Source organism: Methylobacter sp. (assembly GCF_004322395.1).
Taxonomy (GTDB): domain Bacteria; phylum Pseudomonadota; class Gammaproteobacteria; order Methylococcales; family Methylomonadaceae; genus Methylobacter_A.
In genome coordinates, this window is the sequence record NZ_SCTW01000069.1 from 39,656 (window position 1) to 60,634 (window position 20,979).

General features: G+C 46.4%; 15 protein-coding genes. 9 read left to right on the forward strand and 6 right to left on the reverse strand.

What is annotated here, in order from left to right:
* Window positions 1-362: 362 nt before the first annotated feature.
* The gene (locus EPO18_RS10200) at window positions 363-1,229 is read right to left on the reverse strand and encodes a fumarylacetoacetate hydrolase family protein (RefSeq protein WP_292433259.1); all 867 of its coding nucleotides are present in this window, start codon (window positions 1,227-1,229) and stop codon (window positions 363-365) included.
* A gap of 105 nt (window positions 1,230-1,334) precedes the next feature.
* Here EPO18_RS10200 and rpe point away from each other — a divergent pair, with 105 nt between their 5' ends.
* The 7 genes from rpe (at window position 1,335) to EPO18_RS10235 (ending at window position 11,048) form a co-directional block, all read left to right on the forward strand.
* The gene (rpe, locus tag EPO18_RS10205) at window positions 1,335-2,006 is read left to right on the forward strand and encodes a ribulose-phosphate 3-epimerase (RefSeq protein ID WP_292433260.1); all 672 of its coding nucleotides are present in this window, start codon (window positions 1,335-1,337) and stop codon (window positions 2,004-2,006) included.
* A 75-nt stretch (window positions 2,007-2,081) separates the two neighbouring features.
* Window positions 2,082-3,569 carry an anthranilate synthase component I gene (gene trpE / locus EPO18_RS10210; RefSeq protein ID WP_292433261.1) on the forward strand — a complete coding sequence of 496 codons (1,488 nt, stop codon included), beginning with the start codon at window positions 2,082-2,084 and terminating at the stop codon, window positions 3,567-3,569.
* Window positions 3,566-4,156, forward strand: a complete 591-nt coding sequence (locus EPO18_RS10215) for an anthranilate synthase component II (protein ID WP_292433262.1) — start codon at window positions 3,566-3,568, stop codon at window positions 4,154-4,156. Before trpE ends, EPO18_RS10215 begins: the two co-directional genes overlap by 4 nt.
* 74 nt (window positions 4,157-4,230) lie before the next feature.
* Entirely contained in the window at window positions 4,231-5,277 is a 1,047-nt protein-coding gene (locus tag EPO18_RS10220; protein WP_292433263.1) for an AAA family ATPase, read from the forward strand.
* Window positions 5,278-5,279: 2 nt separating this feature from the next.
* On the forward strand, window positions 5,280-5,786 hold the full coding sequence (locus EPO18_RS10225; RefSeq protein ID WP_292433264.1) for a hypothetical protein: 507 nt from the start codon (window positions 5,280-5,282) through the stop codon (window positions 5,784-5,786).
* Between the two features lie 120 nt (window positions 5,787-5,906).
* A complete protein-coding gene (locus EPO18_RS10230; protein ID WP_292433265.1) occupies window positions 5,907-10,016 on the forward strand; it encodes a hypothetical protein in 4,110 nt (1,369 codons plus the stop codon).
* Window positions 10,017-10,277: 261 nt separating this feature from the next.
* The gene (locus EPO18_RS10235; RefSeq protein ID WP_292433266.1) at window positions 10,278-11,048 is read left to right on the forward strand and encodes a tRNA1(Val) (adenine(37)-N6)-methyltransferase; all 771 of its coding nucleotides are present in this window, start codon (window positions 10,278-10,280) and stop codon (window positions 11,046-11,048) included.
* 235 nt (window positions 11,049-11,283) lie between these two features.
* On the opposite strand, the gene EPO18_RS10240 is transcribed toward EPO18_RS10235, so the two are convergent.
* The 3 genes from EPO18_RS10240 to htpG form a co-directional block, all read right to left on the reverse strand.
* Window positions 11,284-11,679 carry a glycine zipper family protein gene (locus tag EPO18_RS10240; protein ID WP_292433267.1) on the reverse strand — a complete coding sequence of 132 codons (396 nt, stop codon included), beginning with the start codon at window positions 11,677-11,679 and terminating at the stop codon, window positions 11,284-11,286.
* A gap of 246 nt (window positions 11,680-11,925) precedes the next feature.
* Window positions 11,926-14,409, reverse strand: a complete 2,484-nt coding sequence (locus tag EPO18_RS10245; RefSeq protein WP_292433268.1) for an ABC transporter permease — start codon at window positions 14,407-14,409, stop codon at window positions 11,926-11,928.
* Window positions 14,410-14,821: 412 nt separating this feature from the next.
* On the reverse strand, window positions 14,822-16,753 hold the full coding sequence (gene htpG, locus EPO18_RS10250) for a molecular chaperone HtpG (protein ID WP_292433269.1): 1,932 nt from the start codon (window positions 16,751-16,753) through the stop codon (window positions 14,822-14,824).
* A 107-nt stretch (window positions 16,754-16,860) separates the two neighbouring features.
* On the opposite strand from htpG, the gene EPO18_RS10255 reads away from it, so the two are divergent.
* Together EPO18_RS10255 and EPO18_RS10260 are read left to right on the forward strand one after the other, a co-directional pair.
* Entirely contained in the window at window positions 16,861-18,477 is a 1,617-nt protein-coding gene (locus tag EPO18_RS10255; RefSeq protein ID WP_292433270.1) for a response regulator, read from the forward strand.
* Between the two features lie 16 nt (window positions 18,478-18,493).
* Window positions 18,494-19,180, forward strand: a complete 687-nt coding sequence (locus tag EPO18_RS10260; protein ID WP_292433271.1) for a sensor histidine kinase — start codon at window positions 18,494-18,496, stop codon at window positions 19,178-19,180.
* Window positions 19,181-19,311: 131 nt separating this feature from the next.
* On the opposite strand, the gene holA is transcribed toward EPO18_RS10260, so the two are convergent.
* Both holA and EPO18_RS10270 read right to left on the reverse strand, forming a co-directional pair.
* Window positions 19,312-20,325, reverse strand: a complete 1,014-nt coding sequence (gene holA, locus EPO18_RS10265; RefSeq protein ID WP_292433272.1) for a DNA polymerase III subunit delta — start codon at window positions 20,323-20,325, stop codon at window positions 19,312-19,314.
* 1 nt (window position 20,326) lies between these two features.
* Window positions 20,327-20,827 carry an LPS-assembly lipoprotein LptE gene (locus tag EPO18_RS10270; protein WP_292433273.1) on the reverse strand — a complete coding sequence of 167 codons (501 nt, stop codon included), beginning with the start codon at window positions 20,825-20,827 and terminating at the stop codon, window positions 20,327-20,329.
* Window positions 20,828-20,979 lie beyond the last annotated feature (152 nt).

The window sequence follows — 20,979 nt, forward strand, 5'->3', positions numbered from 1 at the left end:
TTATCACCAAAATGATCAACGATCTATGCACGTCACGGTCTTCTATCCGATAGGCTTTATTCGGTGTTTTATAACTCATAAAGCACAGAAAAAATTACCTGTAAAATTATTTTGTTCCCAAAAAGCAGTATTGTTCAATACGTATGATTACACACCTTCTAAGTCCTATTTAACCGTCCTAAAGCCGGTACCGATACTGGGATAAAGAAAATGGGGACGGAATCCAATGCCCTCTTTCCTCCACATCAAAGGGCTTGCCATAAATTGGCTAGCACTAAGCTCCAGAATTGGACTCTGAAAGCTAGAGCTTCGCCTTTGAAAACTAGGTGTATTCATGATGATTTGATGTGGCCTGCCTAACATCAACTTAAGCCATCCGGTTCCTCAATAACCGGATTAACCAGCGTTCCGATGCCTTCAATTTCAATACGCGCGGTCTGTCCCGGCAACATATAGCCGCGTGGTTTCATTTTTACACCAACCCCGCCGGGTGTGCCGGTGCTGATTACATCGCCGGGTTCCAGCGTCATCGCTTGCGTTAAATAGGCGATCATCTCGTAACAGTTAAAAATCATATACTTGGTATTGGAATTTTGCCGCAACTCATCATCAATCCAGGTTTTAAGAGTCAGGTTATGCGGATCGGGGATTTCATCAGAGGTAACGATCCACGGGCCAAGGGGACCATGGGTATCGAATGATTTGCCCACTGTGAACGTCGGCGAACGAAATTGCCAATCGCGCACCGAAACATCATTGGCAATAGTAAATCCGGCAATGACTTGATGAGCCTTTTCGACAGGCACATGGCGGCAACGCGTGCCGATAACAAAAGCCAGCTCCCCTTCATAATCCAACTTATCGGACACTTTCGGCCGATGTATCGCATCGCCTGGCCCTATCACACAGGTGCTTTGTTTGGTAAAAAAACTGGGATACTCCGGTTTATCCAGACCGATTTCTTCGATATGGTCGGCATAGTTCAGGCTGATAGCTAAATATTTTCCCGGCCTGGGTACCGGCGCATGCAGTTTGATCCGATCCAGTGCGATGCGGTCATTGCCGCTGTCGATTTGCTGGCGCATCGCATCCAGCGCGCTGGAACCTGCGCTCAGAAATTCGAGCATCGTTGCAGGGATTTTAGTATTATTTTTGCTGTCGACGACAAAGTCACCAACGACAGCGCCTACACGGGTTTCGTTATTATGAGTAAAAGTTACCAGTTTCATGAGTTAAGCTTATCCGTACGATTTGAAGTGCCGATATTGTAAACATAAGAGTTTGTGCAAAAAAAAGATATAATCAGTAATTTTTCAATTTAAGAGGATCAGAAAATGAACGAAAACTGGATTGCTCCGTCCATCCTGTCAGCCAACTTCGCCAAACTGGGTGAAGAAGTCGATAACGTTTTAAAAGCGGGCGCCGATGTTGTGCATTTTGATGTGATGGACAATCATTTCGTGCCCAACCTGACCATCGGGCCTTTGGTTTGCGAAGCGTTAAAAAAACACGGCGTTACCGCGCCGATCGATGTGCATTTGATGATTGAGCCAGTTGACCGTATTATTCCCGACTTCGCTAAAGCCGGAGCCGATATTATTACTTTCCATCCCGAAGCCTCTGTGCATATAGACCGTACCCTGCAACTGATTAAGGATTCAGGTTGCAAAGCTGGCCTAGTGTTTAACCCAGGCACACCGCTGCATTATTTGGATTACGTGATGGACAAACTGGACATGATTTTGTTGATGTCGGTTAACCCTGGCTTTGGCGGCCAGTCTTTCATCCCTTCATCGCTGGGTAAATTGCGTGAAGTCAGAAAAAGAATCGACGACAGCGGCTTGAATATCCGTCTGGAAATCGACGGCGGCGTTAAAACCGACAATATCCGCGCGATTAAAGAAGCTGGCGCCGATACCTTTGTCGCAGGTTCGGCGATTTTCGGCCAGCCGGATTACAAGAAAGTGATCGATGACATGCGTGCTGAGTTGGCTAAAGCAGTTTAAAAATTGGTTGCAGGTTGGGTTAACGCTAGCGTAACCCAACAGTCCAGTTTGCATATACCTAATTGAATAACCAAAATGACCCCAGAACAATTCAATCACTATGCCCGGCAGGGTTACAACCGCATCCCGATTTGCCGCGAAGTGCTGGCCGATTTGGACACGCCTTTGAGCGCCTACCTGAAATTGGCCGACGGCGCTTATTCCTATTTGTTTGAATCGGTACACGGCGGTGAGCAGTGGGGTCGCTATTCGATCATCGGCCTGCCCTGCAAAACCATCGTTAAAATTACCGGCAATCAAATCCGTCTGGAACAAAACGGCGAACTGCTGGAAACGGTAACACACGATAACCCGCTGTTCTGGATAGAGCAATTTAAAGAACGATACAACGTTCCCGACATTGACACCCTGCCCCGCTTTAATGGCGGTCTGGTCGGCTATTTCGGCTATGAAACCATCGGCTATATCGAGCCGAAGTTACGTGGCACGGAAAAATCCGACCCTCTGGGTAATCCCGACATTCTGCTGATGGTGTCGGAAGAAATGCTGGTATTCGATAACCTGTCCGGCAAAATGCTGTTGCTGACTCACGCCAATCCTGAAGAAAACGACGCCTATAACCGCGCCGTCGCACGAGTGAATGATTTGGCCGTCAAGCTGCGCGAGCTGCAAGCCAAACCGAAAAACCATCATATTCCCAAACAGGTCGAAGAATCCGATTTTATCTCGGGCTTTACTCAACAGGGCTTTGAAGATGCGGTGTTGAAAGCCAAGGAATACATTACCGACGGCGACATCATGCAGGTGGTGTTATCGCAACGCATGTCCATCCCTTACACTGCCTCGCCGCTTAATTTGTATCGCGCTTTACGTTGCTTAAATCCTTCGCCGTACATGTTTTACCTGAACCTGGACGATTTCCATATCGTCGGTTCGTCGCCGGAAATCCTGGTCAGGCTGGAAGATGATATGGTCACGGTTCGTCCGATTGCCGGCACCCGTCGGCGCGGTACGACGCCGGAGCAGGATATTGAACTGGAAAAAGACTTGCTGGCCGATCCCAAAGAACTGGCCGAGCATTTAATGCTGATTGACCTTGGCCGCAATGATGTGGGCCGGGTCGCCGAAATCGGCACCGTGCAGTTGACCGATAAGATGATCGTCGAACGCTATTCGCATGTCATGCACATCGTCTCCAACGTCACCGGACAGTTACAGCAAGGTGAAAATGCATTTGATGTGCTGGCAGCAACCTTTCCGGCCGGAACCGTCAGCGGCGCGCCGAAAATCCGCGCGATGGAAATTATCGACGAGCTCGAACCGGTCAAACGCGGCGTTTATGCAGGCGCAGTCGGCTACATAGCGTGGTCGGGAAACCTGGATACCGCGATCGCGATCAGGACCGCTGTTATCAAAAACAACATGTTACATATACAAGCCGGTGCCGGTATCGTTTACGATTCCGTACCCAGAAACGAATGGGATGAAACCATGAATAAAGGCCGCGCAATTTTCCGCGCTGTGAGTATGGCCGAAGCAGGCTTGGAAGGGGAACAACTATGAGTGCCGTCAAAGTAGTGATGGTCGATAACTACGACTCGTTCACTTACAACCTGGTGCAGTATTTAGGCGAGTTAGGCGCCGACGTCACCGTAGTGCGTAACGATCAGGTCACCGTAGAAGACGTGAAAAAATTGGCGCCCGATAAACTAGTGATCTCTCCCGGCCCTTGCACGCCAAAAGAAGCGGGCATATCGGTTGAAGCCATTTTAAAATTTGCAGGAAAAACTCCTATCTTGGGCGTTTGTCTCGGGCATCAAAGTATCGGCTATGCGTTCGGCGGCAAAATCGTCCATGCTAAAAGCATCATGCACGGCAAAACTTCGCTGGTTTACCATCATAATCAAGGCGTATTCAAAGGGCTTAGCAACCCGTTTACCGCCACCCGTTATCATTCACTGGTCATTGAACAGGAGAGCATTCCCGATTGCCTGGAAATCACCGCCTGGACACAAAATGCGGAGGGCGAACTGGATGAGATCATGGGCGTAAGGCACAAACAGCTGGATATTGAAGGTGTGCAATTTCATCCCGAGTCGATTTTGACTGAACATGGGCATGATATGTTGAGGAATTTTTTGGAAAGATGATTGTTGTTACTCTATCTCCCGATTAGAGAGCCATAAATGGTTAAAATTGCGTTTATTCCTGAGGAGAAAAAGCAATGCTAAAACGGATAACGCTCAAAAATATGACCGTCTTTTCAGAGACCGATCTGAAATTTGGACGGAATTTGAATGTGATTATCGGCGAAAACGGCGCAGGTAAAACACATTTGCTTAAGATGATCTATTCGGTATTAGCCGTAAGCGCAGAAGAAGGACGCAAGCCAAAGACTTCGATTCCCACTAAGTCGTTTTTACAAACACGGCTTGCCGATAAATTGGTTAATATTTTCCGCCCCGAATCGCTAGGCCGTCTAGCGAAGAGACAACAAGGGCGGCAGCGATGTGATATTCATTTAGTCTTTGAGCAAAGTAATTGTGATATAGCGTTTAGCTTTGCCGGCAATAGTAAAACTGAAGTAAGTATCGAAAAGTTGCCGGAGGCCTGGATAGATGTTTCTCCTGCATATTTACCTACGCGAGAATTGTTAACCATATTTCCTAATTTCATCTCAGTTTACGAAGGCCACTATCTTGAGTTTGAAGAAACTTGGCGAGATACCTGCCTTTTGCTCGGGGCATTAATACAAAGAGGCCCTAAGGAAAAACGAATTCGTGAACTTCTTGAACCTTTAGAAATAGCAATGGGTGGGGCAATAGAACTTGATAAAAACGGGCGCTTTTATTTAAGAAATGATAGCGGCCGCATGGAAATGCCATTGGTTGCCGAGGGCTTACGCAAGTTAGGTATGCTTGCACGCTTGATTGCAACTGGAGCACTTCTGGATAAAGGCTACCTGTTCTGGGATGAACCTGAAGCCAATCTCAACCCCGTGCTCATAAAACAAGTAGCAAAAAGTATTTTGGATCTGTGCGATTCCGGTATCCAAGTTTTTATTGCTACACATAGCCTTTTCTTGCTACGGGAGCTTGAAATATTGCTGTCTGATAAAAACCATAAAAAAGTTAAATCAAAATTCTTTGGACTTCATCAAACCGAGGACGGCGTTAAAATCGATCAAGGTTCCAGTATAGATGACATAGGTGATATAGCTGCACTAGACGAAGAGCTGGCACAATCTGACCGCTTTCTGGCAGTCGATTGATTATGCAACGTTTTAATGTGGATGGATTAAATTTTGATTTTCCTGATAATTGGCAGGTCAGCAAATACGATGACTGGTCATTTTATCGGAATCAGTTCTCACGAATGTGGAACGGTATCAAGTCTTTGGATTTGCTTGCTATTGATTTAGATAAAACAGCATGGTTAATTGAGGTCAAAGATTATCGTGTCAATTCCCGCACAAAACCTTCTGATTTGTCAGAAGAAGTCGCGCACAAGGTTTTTGATACATTGGCGGCAATCATTCCAGCAAAAATTCATGCAACCAATCCTGATGAAAAGCAATTAGCCCATGCGGTATCGGCTTCACGTAAGTTGAGAGTCGTCTTGCATCTTGAGCAACCGGCGAAGCATTCAAAGCTGTTTCCACGCGCCATCAATCCTGCGGATGTGCAACAAAAAATTCGGCAATTACTAAAAGCTGTTGATGCACATTCACTGGTTGTTGACATGGTGTCAATGAGAGGACTCGATTGGAATGTGAGTTAACAAGTAGCACCACATAAATAATTGTAAAGAGTCCCTAATCAGAGCAAGGACTCACCAACTTAAGACATGAAAAACTTCGTGTCCTTCGTGTCTTCGTGATTAATCAATCAGGAGTGCATCATGAGTCGTATCGTCTGGCTATTTCTAAGCGCAGTATTGTTTACTTCAGCCGCTCAGGCAAAGCCGCTATCCCCTGAACAAGTGCCGGAGCCTCTCAAACCCTGGATAGCCTGGGTATTGCAGGATAGCCCTGAACCCGCCTGCCCTTTCATCTATAACAGTTACGAGCAACAGCGCTGTAGTTGGCCTAGCCAAACCCAACTGGATTTAACCGCCGAAAAAGGCGCTTTTTCGATGAGCTGGACGGTGTATCGGGATAGCTGGATCAGCTTGCCGGGCGATAAAACACATTGGCCGCTTAATGTGACTGTTGATAACAAAACCGCGCTGGTCATGGATAAAGACGATATCCCCTCGATTAAAGTGACCATAGGCTTACACCAGATCAAGGGCGAATTCTTGTGGAACGCTATTCCTGATAACTTAAAGGTACCTGCGGATACCGGATTGGTTGACCTGCGCATTAATGGACTGACCATACCGACACCGGCTCTTAAAGACGGACAGCTGTGGTTAAAGGAAAGCGAGATAGGTTTAAAGAGACCGGAAAACATCCAAAACAATCTGGACATTCAGGTATTTCGAAAGATCATCGATGAAGTTCCTGCACAGGTTTTAACCCGGCTGGTGCTGGAAGTCTCCGGGGAGCAACGTGAAGTTAAACTGCCCCGGCCTATTTTGGAAGGCTTTATTCCGCTGAGCTTGCAAAGCCCACTGCCCGCCCGGCTGGAACCCGACGGGCAGTTACTGATCCAGCTACGCCCCGGCCACTGGCAACTCGACATACTGGCGAGAAACAGCAAAGAGCTGAATGAGCTCAAGGGCGACCAGCCGGCCGGCCCTACGGGACAGAATATAAAATGGCCGGAATCGGAAATCTGGGTATACGATGCACGACCCGAACTGCGCGTTGTTGAAATCGAACAGTTAGCGGCCATCGATCCCAATCAGACCAATTTGCCCGACGACTGGAAAAGTCTCCCCGCCTATAAAATCAGTCAAGGCCAGTCCATGGTTTTTAAAACCATACGCCGAGGCGATCCGGAACCTGAACCCAATCAACTCAATCTAACCAGAAAACTATGGTTGGATTTCGAAGGCAAAGGCTACACCGTCAATGATACGATTACCGGCAACATGACCAGGGGTTGGCGGCTTAATACTTTGCCGCAAACACAATTGGGAAAAGTCATCTTAAACGGCAGCAACCAGTTTATTACTCAGGATATAACCGGCAAGCAAGGCGTGGAAGTCCGAACCGGTACGATAACACTGGATGCCGACAGCCGTGTCATCGGTCCCGTTAGCGCGATCAGCGCAGTAGGCTGGGAACAGGATTTTCACAACGTCAGCGCCGAACTGAACCTGCCGCCGGGCTGGCGTTTGCTAGCGGCCGGCGGCGTTGACAATGTGCCTGACAGCTGGATTTCCCGCTGGACATTGCTGGACTTGTTCCTGGTTTTAATTGCAGCGCTGGCAACAGGCAGGCTGTGGAATCCTTACTGGGGCGGTCTTGCGCTGGTAACACTGGTGTTAATCTGGCATGAACCGGGCTCGCCGCATTTCGTCTGGCTGAATATTCTGGCTGCGATTGCATTGATCAAGGTATTGCCTCAGGGTAAGTTTTTAAAATTCATGTGCTGGTATCGCAATGCTTTCTGGCTGGCGTTAATTATCACGACCTTGCCGTTTATGGTCGCGCAGGTGCGCACCGGGCTTTATCCGCAATTGGAAAAACCTTGGCAAACGATCAACATGCAGGAGCCCCAATATGGCGTTGCCACTGAAATGAATGCACCGGCACCAGCGTATGAGGCGATGAGTAAGATGGAAGAAGAGATGTCGAAAAGATCAATGGCATCAAAATCTCCGGTATCGCCTCATCCAGACACGGCAGTCAATTTTGACCGCATCGACCCTAAAGCCAAAATACAGACTGGCCCCGGCTTGCCTCAATGGCAATGGAACACAGTATTGTTGTCATGGAACGGTTCGGTTGATGCGGGGCAACAGTTGCACTTATGGTATTTAACGCCGACGTTGACCATGCTGCTCAATTTCATCCGCGTAATTTTAGTCGCAGCGCTGGCCCTGCTGATGTTCGGCGTGGCGGAAAAGTTCAGGTTGAAAGGCATCCGGCCTTCGACGCCGTTGCTGCTGGGCTTTTTGCTGTTGCCGATGCTGTCCATGCCGTCACCCAAAGCATATGCCGATATTCCTGATAAAGCCGTGCTCGACGAGCTTAGAAACAAGCTGGTGGAAAAACCGGTGCCGCCGGACTGTTTGCCGAGTTGCGCGCAAATTCCACAGATGAAAATAACGATTACCGATAAGGAATTGAAAATTGCGCTGCAAGTTCACGCCCAACAATCCGTGGCTATTCCTTTACCCGCCGAATATGAACAATGGTTTCCTAATCAAATCCTTGTTGACGACAAAGCAGCACTAGGGCTTTACCGCGATGACAACGGCTTGTGGATTAACCTCAGCGAAGGCGAGCATCAGGTTGTGTTGAATGGAGTTACGCCTTTATTAAGCAAATTCACGCTGCCTTTGCCGTTAAAGCCAAACTGGGTCGGCATTCAAAATACCGGCTGGCAAGTCATCGGCATACAGGACAATAACCAAGTTGACGATCAACTGCAATTTAGCCGGATAAACCGGACTGCTCAGCAGCAAAGTGAATCGACACTGGAGCCTGGAGCCTTGCCGCCGTTTGTCAGGATTGAGCGCACCCTGCAACTGGGCTTGGATTGGCGTGTTATTACCCGTATCATCCGCGTTTCACCAGATGGTTCCGCCGTGTTTTTGTCCGTCCCGTTGCTACCGGGGGAGTCGGTCACTACGTCAGGCATCCGGGTTAAAGAGGGCAAAGCCGAAGTGAATATTCCGGCACAGCAACCCGAACTGCTATGGGAGTCTACGCTCGAAAAATCCGAAAAAATCGATTTTGCCGCGGCCGAAACCGAACAATGGATAGAGGTATTGAAAGCGGATGTCAGCCCAATCTGGCATCTTGAAACATCCGGCATAGCAATGATACACCTGAATAACGACGGGCAATGGCTGCCGGAATGGCATCCCTGGCCGGGCGAAAAAATCACCCTGCAAATAACCCGGCCTGCCGCAGTAGAAGGACAAACCTTGACCATCGACAGCAGCCGGTTAAGCATCAAACCAGGGCAACGCAACCAGGAAAGCGAATTGAATATCAGCGTGAGAAGTTCGCAAGGATCGCAACATACGCTAATTCTGCCCGAAAAAGCCGTATTACAATCTGTCGCTATTAACGGACAAAACCAACCGATCAGGCAAGAAGGCAGAAAGCTCACCGTGCCGATCAATCCCGGCAAGCAGGAAGTCTCAATCAACTGGCGTGAAGCGATCGGCATAACAAGCATCATGTCTACGCCGCAGGTAGATTTAGGACTATCGAGCGTTAACGCGAACCTGAATATCGGCTTGGGGCAGGATCGCTGGGTATTGTTTGCTATGGGGCCGAAATTGGGGCCCGCGGTTTTATTTTGGGGTGTGCTGATTGTTATTGTTATGTTGTCTTTGGGAATGGGCAAAATCCGGCTGACCCCCTTAAAAGCCTTGCAATGGTTTTTATTATTGGTCGGGCTTAGCCAAATCTCCCTTGAATCGGCAGGCATTGTTATTGCGTGGTTAATACTATTAGGATGGCGCAAGGAGCAGCAAGTTTCCGGCTTACGCTATTTTAATGCTTTGCAAGTTATCATTGGCGTATTAACCCTGGTATCGTTGGGCATGTTGTTTTTAGCGGTCGAACAGGGATTGCTGGGCTCGCCCGATATGCAGATCATCGGCAACCAGTCCTCAGCGTATAACTTAAACTGGTATCAGGACAGAAGCTTGGCGAACTTACCAATAGCAACGCTGATTTCAGTACCGCTGATAGTGTATCGAGTGTTGATGCTGGCTTGGTCACTCTGGTTGGCGGTGTCGTTGCTGAACTGGCTGAAATGGGGTTGGGAGTGTTTTTCAAGTAATGGACTTTGGAATAAGGCAGTAGCTAAAAAAGAAGCTGTAGCCGTTGAGCCGGAAAGCAAATGGTTAGCGGATAAGCCAAAAGAAAAAGATCAATAGCGCCGCCCTTCATGCCAAATATAAGTAATAACGTCGTCACGGCAGAAAATGCCGGTATTCGATCGCAATGCTGAATCAGGCCAAAAATCTGGCCAGACGAGACCGCTTTTTGAGCTATTTTTTAAAAAATGGCGTTTTTCATACATTCACTCTAGCACATCCCTGTGCTCTGGATCCCGGCATTCCCTGCCGGGATGACGTGTTATATAGATGCCTATGCTTTCCAGGAAAGTGCCTCCTACACGAGAGCTTTCTAAAAAAATGGCCCAATATAACCAAACTCTTAAACCCAACAAAAGCATGTCAACTTTCCACTTTCAGCAGTTCTCCGTATTGCAAAAAAACGCCGGCATGAAAATATGCACCGATGCCGTTCTATTCGGCGCTATGGCCCCGGTCAATCAGGGCGACCACGTGCTGGACATCGGCACCGGAACCGGCGTGCTTGCGCTAATGGCAGCCCAGCTTGGCGCAGTAAAAGTTACAGCAGTGGAATTGACCGAAGAAGCTTTTAAAGAAGCCGATATTAATTTCAACAATAGTCCATGGCCGGAGCGACTTGAAGCGGTGCATCAAGATATTCAAAGCTTTGCCTTAACAGTCAACCGGCAATACGACCTGATCGTCAGCAATCCGCCGTTTTTTGAAAACCACTTAAAAACCGTCAATGTTCTTAGAAATACCGCCCGGCACACCGACCAACTGCCCTATGCCGATTTGATCGGTATAGCCGAACAATTATTATCTCCACAGGGTTTGTTTTATCTGTTGATTCCCTCTCATGCAGTCGCAAAGTTTTCCGCTCAAGCTTTAGCAGCGGGGTTTTTCTTGATTAATCAAACCGATTTTCAAGGCTATGCGCATAACGAAGCCAAAGTATCCGCGCTGACATTCAGCCTTACAGAGGAAACGTTTACGGCAAGGTTGCTGACGATTTATGAATCCAACAATGTTTATAGCCAGGATAGTGAAACTTATTTAGCAAATTTTCTGTTGCGGTTTGCTAAAGGCAAGTTTAAGCGGCCTACCTGAAGCGCTAACAAATTAGGTTGGATTATGAAGAACCAAATAATAAAACGACAAAATTGCTCTGTGCGGAAAATCAGCAATTGTTCGATCAATATCGGATGATGAAAAAAGGAACTTTCTTTATTTTGAAAATCAAGAATCGATTCCAACGTAAATTTCGCCGTTAGGTCGATCCGGAAGCTCTGTGGGCATACACATCCCTGTGTAGCTATATTACAGTTTTTAAATGTTAACCTGATCAGTTAACAATACGATGTCCGCGGTTTCTCATACAGTTTGCATAGGCTCTTTTGTATGTTGATTCACTCTCAAAACCTTGTTTAGCGCCGCCGCCAATACCACCGGCTGCCGCGCCTATCGCTGCGCCTGTTCCAGGATTTCCAACGATTGCACCTACTGCCGCGCCGCCGGCCGCGCCAATTAAACCGCCTACGCCTGCACCGATAGCGGTTTCTTTTGCAGTACCGCCGGATGCATGATTCGCCAAATTTTTGCACTCAGCCATATCCTGATTGATTCGATAGGCATTAGGATCGTTATAGGCATCAACGGTTGGCGTCCATCCGCCTTGGCTGTAGCAACCAGAGATTAAAACGCTGCCTACAAAAACGATAGTAGTTGTTATTTTTTTCATATTGATTATTACCTGAAAATTGTTTTTTTAGAGAATACTTCATTTTTATGAATAAAGTATGAACACCATAGCACTATAGTGAGCTAGTGCTTTGCAAATACATTTATCATAAAAAATCCAATTCCTGCAATTAATAAATAAGTAATGTTACTGACTGGCAAAGTTTCAGGGATAATCTGATCAGCAAAATATCTCAGCTAATATCAAAAATTAGAGAAAGCGGCCCCGTTGAATCCAAATCAAGAGTTATAGCTCTTTTAGAACCTGAAGCGGAGATTTGTTAACCACATTTCTTACGCCCCAATATCCAGCCAGGCCCACAAATAAAGCACCGGTTAGCGGCACAATTCCCCATAAATAAAAATTACTCCTGTACTCCATATGTATGACATAGGTGTACAAAACATAGAGTATGGTTTCCGAGATGACGACCGCTAACAGACCGGAAGTCAGCCCGAGCAGGTTAAACTCAATGATGTGAGTTTTTCTTAAAAATGAGCGATTGGCGCCCAGTGTCCGCATTAACGCGCCCTCATGAATACGGCTGTCCAACGTTGCATAAACGGCGGCGAACAACACCGTGATTCCAGCCATCAGCGCAAGATACAGCAGATAATTTATGGCTTCAGTCAATTGGCTCAGTATGGTTTGAAATTGGCGCAAAATTAAATCGACTTCCAAAAGGGTTGTACTGGGGTATTTTTTTACCAGTACATTTAAAAAATCTTTTTGGCTCTCCGGCAAATAAAAGCTGGTGATAAAAGTACTGGGGAAAGCATCCAGTGTGCCGGGCGAAAAAATCATGTAAAAATTCGGCTTCATGGTATTCCACTGAAGCTCGCGGACGCTAGCAACGGTGGCTATAAGCTGCTGACTGCCGACGGTAAAAGTTAACAGGTCGCCCAGTTTGATTTTCAGGCTATCGGCCAATTTCTGCTCGACAGAAACCTGCCCGGCTTGAGCATCTTTCCACCAACTTCCGGCAGTGATTTTATTATCCTCAGGCAGTTCTTTTGTCCAGGTAAGGCTTAATTCCCGATGCGTGGCGCTTTCGCCTTGCGAGTCTTTGCTGACGATTTGTTGAACCGGTGTGTTGTTGATGGCTACCAGACGACCCCTGACTACCGGATAAAATTGGCTGCCGTTGATTCGTTGCTGTTGCAGATCTTGTTGAAAGTTTTGTTGTTGATCGGGAAAAATATTCAGCGCGAAATGATTGGGCGCATTAGCGGGCAGCTGTTTGTGCCAGTCATTGATTAAATCGGTACGCACGGTAAAACTGAGCACCATCGCCACTAAGGTAATGGAGAAAGCTAATATTTGACCGACGCTGCCCCGGCTGTTTTTTAATAATCCCTGCAAACCGAAACGCCAGGTCAGACCAAGATGCGGCAACAGTCTCCGGCTAAAGCGCAACAAGGTATAAAGCAAAAACCCGAGCAGTAGCAAGACAATCAAGCCGACGCCGATAATAGTCGCGGTCAGTTTAAGGTCATCGGTATAACGCCAGATCAATATGCCGAGAATGCCGATTGCCGATCCGTAGATCAGCCATGCACTACTTGGCAAAGGTTCCAGCTCACGACGCAACACTCGCAACGGCGAAACCTTTTTAAGGCGCAATAGCGGCGGCAGCGCAAACCCCAACAAAATAGCCATGCCGACAATAAATCCGAAAAAGACCGCCAATAAACCCGGATTGGCGACTTGCTGGGGTAATAGCGATCTTAATAAGTGAAACAACCCCTGCTGAGCAATCCAGCCCAACAGACAGCCAATAGCGCTGGCTAGTAAACCTAAAACGACAAACTGGCTGCCGAAAAGCCAGAGTATTTCATTCTGCTTGCAGCCAAGACAACGCAATATTGCAGTGGCGTTAAAATGCCGTTCGGTATAACGCCGCGTCGCCATCGCAATCGCTACGCCGGAAATTAAAATGACAACAATGCTGGATAAGCCCAAATAGCGTTCCGCGCGTTCCAATGCCGAACCCAGTTCCGGGCGGTCTTCATGTATATCCATGATACGCTGGGACGGATTCAGCTGCGGCTTGATCCAATGATTGAGCTCGGTTAAAGCTTTGCTGTCGCCGCTGAATTGGAAGAAATAATGCACATGACTGCCCGGCTGCAAAATACCGGTAGACTGCAAATCTTCTACATTGATCATCACACGCGGCGAGAAGCTGTAAAAATCGCCGCGCTTGTCAGGTTCGTAAGTAATGATGTTGCTGACGGTCAGCTGTTTTTCTCCGACATGTAATGCATCGCCCGGATTCAGTTTAAGCGCCGATAAAATGCGTTTTTCAACCCAGGCTGTTCCAGGTTTTGGACCGGAGTGTTCGACGGTTTCAGCCGAATAATCCGAGGCGGTGGCTTTTAAATATCCGCGCAGTGGGTAAGCGGAACTGACCGCTTTAATACCTGCGAGTATTAGCTCGTCATGCTCAATCAACACGCTGGAAAATTCGACCGTTTGCGCTTGAGCAAGATTAAGTTGCATTGCTTTGGACAACCATTCGGCAGGGATCACGGTCGGGCTTGCGACCACCAAATCGGCCGCCAAAAATTCCGCGGCCTGAGTGGTCATGGTTCGTTGCAATCGGTCTGCAAATAGCGATATGGCTGTCGAACTGGTGATAGCAATTATCAAGGCCAGTATCAGTATGGTTAATTCGCCGGAACGGCTGTCACGCCATAACATCCGTAATGCCAAATTAAAACGTGTCATAAATGAGCCTAAAACCTAAAAATCAGTAGATATCCCCTAATCATTTACCGCACCAATTTTTCGGAAACACCCTGTGCTAAGTTTAAGCAGTCTATCGTCTCAAAAAATTTAAGTCATTACTTTCCATATAATGAAATAACTACAGTCCACGAAAGGCACGAAAAGCACGAAAAATTTAGAGCCGTATATTTCTCTGTTTACAGAGTATCCTAAATCATTTACTTGTCTTTGCTGCCCCTAAGAAAACTATGTGACTGGATACTAGCTCCATGTTGCTCTGTTCCAGTTTTTTCGTGCTTTTCGTGCCTTTCGTGGACAGTGAGTACAATTGATATATAAATCCTCGCACCAACAATAAAACCATCGCGCATAAAAAAGGCTGGATATTCTCCAGCCTTTTTAGTTTTAACGATTAATGCAACAAGCCTTGCAAGAGTGCGTTCAATTTATGCACAAAAGCCGCCGGATCATCCAACTGACCGCCTTCGCTTAAGATAGCCTGATCGAACAAAATATGAGTCAGGTCGGCAAAACGAGTGTCATCCTGCTCTTCTTTCATACGAACCACTAAAGGATGAGTTGGATTAAGTTCGAAGATCGGCTTTCTGCCCATCCCCATGCCCAAACCTTGTCCGGCCTCTTTCATGATTCTTTCCATATTCAGGCTCATGCCGTAGACATCGGCAACCAGACAAGCGGGAGATTCGGTTAAACGATGGCTCAAACGCACTTCACTGACTTTCTCGCCCAGCACGTCTTTAATTTGTTTGAGTACCGTTTCGAAATCTTTATTCACTTCCTCCTGGGCTGCTTTGTCTTCTTCGGCATCCAAAACACCCAAGTCCAGGTCGCCTTTGGCGACAGACTGCAAATGCTTGCCGTCGAATTCATCCAGGTTAGACACCAGCCATTCGTCGATACGATCCGACAGCAATAACACTTCAATGCCTTTCTTGCGGAAAATTTCCAGATGCGGGCTGTTTTTTGCAGCCGAGAAAGTATCTGCGGTTACATAATAAATCTTGTCCTGCCCTTCTTTCATGCGGCTGACGTAAGCTTCCAGCGTAACATCCTGCTTGTCGGTATCGGTATGGGTTGAAGCGAAGCGCAGCAATTTGGCGACGCGCTCTTTGTTGGCATGGTCTTCAATCGGGCCTTCTTTGATGACCGGGCCGAATTGGGACCAAAATTTCTCGTATTTTTCCGGCTCAGTCTTGGCCAAATCTTCTAGCATTCCCAGCACTTTTTTAACGGCGCCCGATTTGATGGTGCTGATTTGCTTGCTTTGTTGCAGAATTTCTCGCGATACGTTCAACGGCAGGGAATTGGCGTCGATAACCCCTCTGATGAAGCGCAAATAGCGCGGCATTAACTGCTCGGCATCGTCTGTGATAAACACTTTGCGTATGTACAATTTTACGCCGTGTTTGGTGTCCCTGTCCCACAGGTCAAAAGGCGCGCGTGACGGTACATAAAGCAACAACGTGTATTCATTGGTGCCTTCGACTTTGCTGTGTACATGGGTTAACGGGTCTTGGAAGTCGTGACCGACATGCTTGTAAAATTCGTTATACGCCTCATCGGAAATTTCCTGACGGGCTTTGGTCCATAACGCGGAAGCCGAATTAACGGTCTCTTCGACGATTTCCGCCGGTTTTTTCTCTTCGCCTTCTTCATCGCCCATTGATGGCGCGACTTCTTTGTCCATCACGATAGGCAAGGAAATATGATCGGAGAATTTTCTGACGATAGAGCGGATACGATAGCCGTCCAGGAACTCGCTTTCATCCTCTTTCAAATGCAGAACGATTTCGGTTCCGCGTTGGGCTTTTTCTATGGATTCGAGCGTGTAATCGCCTTCGCCTGCCGATTCCCAACGTACGCCTTGGCTCTTGTCGGCGCCGGCCTTGCGGGTGGTTAAAGTCACCTTATCGGCAACAATAAATGCAGAATAAAAACCTACGCCGAACTGGCCGATTAATTCGCTGTCTTTAGCTTGGTCGCCGGTTAGCGCCTGAAAAAACTGTTTAGTACCTGATTTTGCGATGGTGCCGATATGTTCCTGGACTTCCGCACGGGTCATGCCGATACCGTTATCGATAATGGTAATAGTGCGCTTGTCTTTGTCATATTCCAGGCGGATTTTCAGCTCACTGTCGCCTTCATATAGGCTATCATTGGACAGCGCCTCAAAGCGCAGTTTATCTGCTGCATCCGACGCATTGGAAATCAATTCGCGTAAGAATATTTCTTTGTTGCTATATAATGAATGAATCATTAAGTGCAATAGATGCTTAACTTCAGTTTCAAATCCTAATGTTTCTTTTTTTACTTCAACAGTCATGTTTATTAATCCTGATTAATTATAAGATTAGCGCTAATATTGGGACATGTTGTTCTTTTTCAAGCCCAAACTGAACAGATGAAATTTAAATTTAAAATTAATTTCTTATGGCATTGAATCTCTCTTCAAAAAAAATATTGGTCGTTGAAGATCAATCAATCATGCGCGAAACCATTAAACATATATTGGTTTTATTTGGCGCCCGGTTCATTGTTGAGGCAGAATCCGGCATCAATGCAATAACGGCGATGAGGATTGACAAGTTTGATATTGTGCTTTGCGATTACAATCTGCTCAGAGGGAAAAACGGTCAGCAGGTTCTGGAAGAAGCCAGACATTTTAAGTTATTGCCGGTTAAGTCCATTTTTATCATGGTCACTTGTGAACAGAACCAAGAGATGGTGCTAAGCGCTATCGATAACAAACCCGATGACTACCTGATTAAACCCTTCAACCAACAGCAATTATTAAACCGCATTGAAAAATGCTATGCTCGAAAGGAATACTTGGCCAGCATTGAAAATGAAGTAGACAGCGGCAATCTTTATCAGGCCATACGTAATTGCGAACAACTGCTTCAGTTGGATGATAAAAAAATGCGCATGCAATTATTGAAAATACATGCCGAATTAGCCATTAAGATTGGCGATTTTAAGAAAGCCGAGGAAATTTATCAGAATATTCTGCAAGAAAGAGATTTACCTTGGGCCAGATTGGGATTGGGCGTTGTTGCTTTTTTTCTTGGCGATTACGAACAAGCTATCAACACTTTTCAGTATCTTATCGAGCATTATCCAGTGATGTTGGAGGCTTATGATTGGCTGGCAAAAGCGCATGAATTGATGGGTAACGATGAGCATGCTGTCTCTTCCCTTAATTCAGCCGTTACGCTTTCGCCACTATCCATCTTAAGGCAAAAAAAACTGGCTTCGCTGGCTGACAAAACCCAAAACCTCCCTGTTGCCAAGAAAGCCTACACAGCCACCATTAAATTGGGCAAAAACTCCATACACAGATCATCCGGCGACTATTCGGGCTTGGCCAATTTCTACTTAAAAAGCAATGCCACCAACGAAGCGCTAAAAATATTAGGTGAACTAAATCAGCAATTTCACAATGATCCTGAAGCAAAACTTAGGGCTGCCCTGTTAGAAACCGAAATTCATCAGACAAAAGGCAACAAAGCACTGGCTCAGCAGTCTTATGGAAAAGCATTTAAATTAAACGAGCAATTTAACAAACGGCTATCCCGAGAACTGCGGCTGGAAATGGCAAAAATTTTCTATCTGAATGGAAACAGCGAAACTTGCGATGGAATTTTGAGTGACTTAATTAAAACCAATATTGACGATAAACTTTTTATCAAAGACATCGTCAAAATGTGTACCGCCATTGTCGGCGAAAATTATGCGGAAACACTGATTCAACAAGTAAAAAAAGAATTGGTCGATATCAATAACAAAGGCGTCAGCCTGTTCCAGGAGGGTAATATCAAAGGAGCTCTTGCGGTTTTTGAGAAAGCCGTCGCCAGTATGCCGGATAATCATACGATTATATTAAACGTGATAAAAATCATTATTCATGGTATTAAAACATCTAAGCCCGATCCGGAAAAAATCCTAAGCGCCCAGTCCTATATCAATAAAGCCATTCAAGTAGGCATACCCCACCATCAAATCAACGTTCTTCAAGCAGAGCTGGACAGCCTCTCAATTCAAAGTTAATCAATGATCCGCTAAAATGTTTAATACTCATATGCTCTCAATCGGTTTTCCGGCCATTCTGGCCTCGTCAGTGCATGACATAAAGAATTCGCTAACGACTCTTAGGGTGCTCCTCGGTCAGCTTGAAAAAATCCACCAAGATCCGAGGCCTACTGAATTCAGGCAATTGGAATTTGAAACCAATCGCATGAACAATAGCCTCATGCAACTACTGACACTTTATAAAATTGATTTATCCCAATTTAGCCTAGCTATAGACGAACATAGCGCCAGTGATATATTGGAGGATATTGTCGCCCAACAATCGACCTTATTATCTTTAAGCAATATTCAACTTATTACCGAATGCCATGGCGACTTGTTTTGTTATTGCGACAGCTCCTTGATCAGCAATGCCCTTTGTACGCTGGTCAATAACGCACAACGCTATTGCTTCAGCAAAATCTTGCTTTCCGCAGCCCAGGAAGATGACTATGTGGTTTTTTGTATTGAAGATGATGGCAAAGGTTTTCCGGAGAATCTTTTATCGTCCGATTACAAACAACTCCCCCAAGTTAATCTGGCTAACGGCAATACCGGCTTGGGATTGTTTTTTGCCGAGACCATTGCTCAATTACATGTCCAATCGGACAAACGGGGCTTTATTGTAACGGACAATAACAGTCAGTTTGGCGGAGCCAGATTTAAGCTTTATTTGCCATGATTGAGTTCAGCTGTTAGAAAAATAGGACTCGTATGAAAAAGACGAAGGACGAAAGGCGAAAGGCGAAAGACAAAAAAGCTTGCATTTGGATTTAAGGAGCGCTGCAATTTTTAGCCTTTAGCCTTTAGCCTTTAGCCTTTAGCCTTTAACGCAAACATCAGGCAAATGGACAGTAACGTTTCCCAAGGTTCTCCTTGCTGCCGGCCTTTAATCTGCCGATCCGCTTTTGCACTTAACGTCAATATGCTGTTGAGATCGTTATCGGTCAGTCTGTTCAACGCGTCACTAACCAACTGCTGACGCTTATCCCAGATTTGGTTGTTTTTAAAAACCTGCGTCCTATTTTGCCCCTGAGCCAGCGCCTGCTTAATCTTGATTAATAGCCGTGCTTCCCGCGTCAAAGCCCATAACACCACTGGTGCCGCAATACCCTCTGCCTGCAAACCGGACAATATCCTGAAAATCCGATCTACCTTAGCCGCCAGTACGCTATCCATCAACTTAAACACATCGAATCTGGAACTATCGGCTACTACATCAAAAATCTGCTGATTGCTGAGATGACCGGCGCCATATAAAACATAAAGTTTTTCTATTTCCTGAGCGGCCGCCAGCAGATTCCCTTCGATTCTTGACGCCAGCATCGTTATACCCTCCGTTTGGGCCTGTAGCCCGCGCTGCTGCATTCTTTGCTGCAACCAACGTATCAAGTCCGCTCCCTCTAACGGCCAAACCTGAATAACACAACCGACCTTATCCAAAGCCTGAAACCACTGCGTTTTTAATGAGCTACTGGCTAATTTTGTTGCGGTAATCAGCAACAGCGTATCTTCCGGCAAATGTCCGCAATAAGCGATTAAGGCTTTAGCACCGTCAGCGCCCGGCGTACCGGTGGGCAATCTTAAGTCGATGATTTTTTTATCGGCAAAAATGGATAAAGAACCGGACGATTCCGTTAATTGATTCCATGAAAACCCGGCATCCGCAACAAGCACTTCGCGTGCGTCATAACCTGCATTTCGTGCCGCCGCCCTGACTGCATCAGCTATTTCGCCCAACTGCAACGGCTCGTCGCCGCTAATAAAATAAATCGGCGCCAACCCCTTTTGCAAAGCTGGAGCGATCTGTTCAGGCTGGAGCCGCATGTTACTTAGCGTCTGCCTCTAATACAACCCTGGCACGATTAACGATGGTATGCACTGCCTGTTGATACATTTCATTGCGTATCACCGCTTCTTCATTATCCTTGGCAAGCACAAATTGCTGAACATCGTTGAAATATTCACGTCTGACTTCAACCGTCTGCCGTTCCATCAACGGGGTATCGCTGGCATTTGCAAATTCATAGTCTAGGCGATAAACAAGTTCAAACTCGTTAGTCTTACCTGCGGCACCCAACGACAATACGCGCCGGTTAAAATCTTCGTTAAGTATCTTAATAACAATACCGGCCCCTTTTCTGGAACTGACAAGCTGAGCGGAAGATGTCTTCATAATCTGCCCGAATTGTTGGTGCAGAAGCCCTGATCCCCCCTCTACATAAACATTTTTCATATTGGCAGGCAATTCAAGAGCGCCTCGTAAATGATAGCCGCACGCACTCAATAACAAGGCTAAAACAAAGACGATTGATTTTTTTGTAAACACTGGTATCCCCTTAATGAGAAGAGCAAGGCTATAAAGGCTAAAGGCTAAAGGCTAAAGGCTAAAGGCTAAAGGCTAAAGGCTAAAGGCTAAAGGCTAAAGGCTAAAGGCTAAAGGCTAAAGGCTAAAGGCTAAAGGCTAAAGGCTAAAAATTG

Excerpts from the sequence above, each read along its gene's own strand:
- trpE (WP_292433261.1), top strand. The coding sequence starts at position 2,082 with ATGACCCCAGAACAATTCAATCACTATGCCCGGCAGGGTTACAACCGC.
- EPO18_RS10245 (WP_292433268.1), bottom strand. The coding sequence starts at position 14,409 with ATGACACGTTTTAATTTGGCATTACGGATGTTATGGCGTGACAGCCGT.
- holA (WP_292433272.1), bottom strand. The coding sequence starts at position 20,325 with ATGCGGCTCCAGCCTGAACAGATCGCTCCAGCTTTGCAAAAGGGGTTG.
- htpG (WP_292433269.1), bottom strand. The coding sequence starts at position 16,753 with ATGACTGTTGAAGTAAAAAAAGAAACATTAGGATTTGAAACTGAAGTT.
- EPO18_RS10255 (WP_292433270.1), top strand. The coding sequence starts at position 16,861 with ATGGCATTGAATCTCTCTTCAAAAAAAATATTGGTCGTTGAAGATCAA.
- EPO18_RS10225 (WP_292433264.1), top strand. The coding sequence starts at position 5,280 with ATGCAACGTTTTAATGTGGATGGATTAAATTTTGATTTTCCTGATAAT.
- EPO18_RS10240 (WP_292433267.1), bottom strand. The coding sequence starts at position 11,679 with ATGAAAAAAATAACAACTACTATCGTTTTTGTAGGCAGCGTTTTAATC.
- EPO18_RS10200 (WP_292433259.1), bottom strand. The coding sequence starts at position 1,229 with ATGAAACTGGTAACTTTTACTCATAATAACGAAACCCGTGTAGGCGCT.
- rpe (WP_292433260.1), top strand. The coding sequence starts at position 1,335 with ATGAACGAAAACTGGATTGCTCCGTCCATCCTGTCAGCCAACTTCGCC.
- EPO18_RS10230 (WP_292433265.1), top strand. The coding sequence starts at position 5,907 with ATGAGTCGTATCGTCTGGCTATTTCTAAGCGCAGTATTGTTTACTTCA.
- EPO18_RS10260 (WP_292433271.1), top strand. The coding sequence starts at position 18,494 with ATGTTTAATACTCATATGCTCTCAATCGGTTTTCCGGCCATTCTGGCC.
- EPO18_RS10220 (WP_292433263.1), top strand. The coding sequence starts at position 4,231 with ATGCTAAAACGGATAACGCTCAAAAATATGACCGTCTTTTCAGAGACC.
- EPO18_RS10235 (WP_292433266.1), top strand. The coding sequence starts at position 10,278 with ATGGCCCAATATAACCAAACTCTTAAACCCAACAAAAGCATGTCAACT.
- EPO18_RS10215 (WP_292433262.1), top strand. The coding sequence starts at position 3,566 with ATGAGTGCCGTCAAAGTAGTGATGGTCGATAACTACGACTCGTTCACT.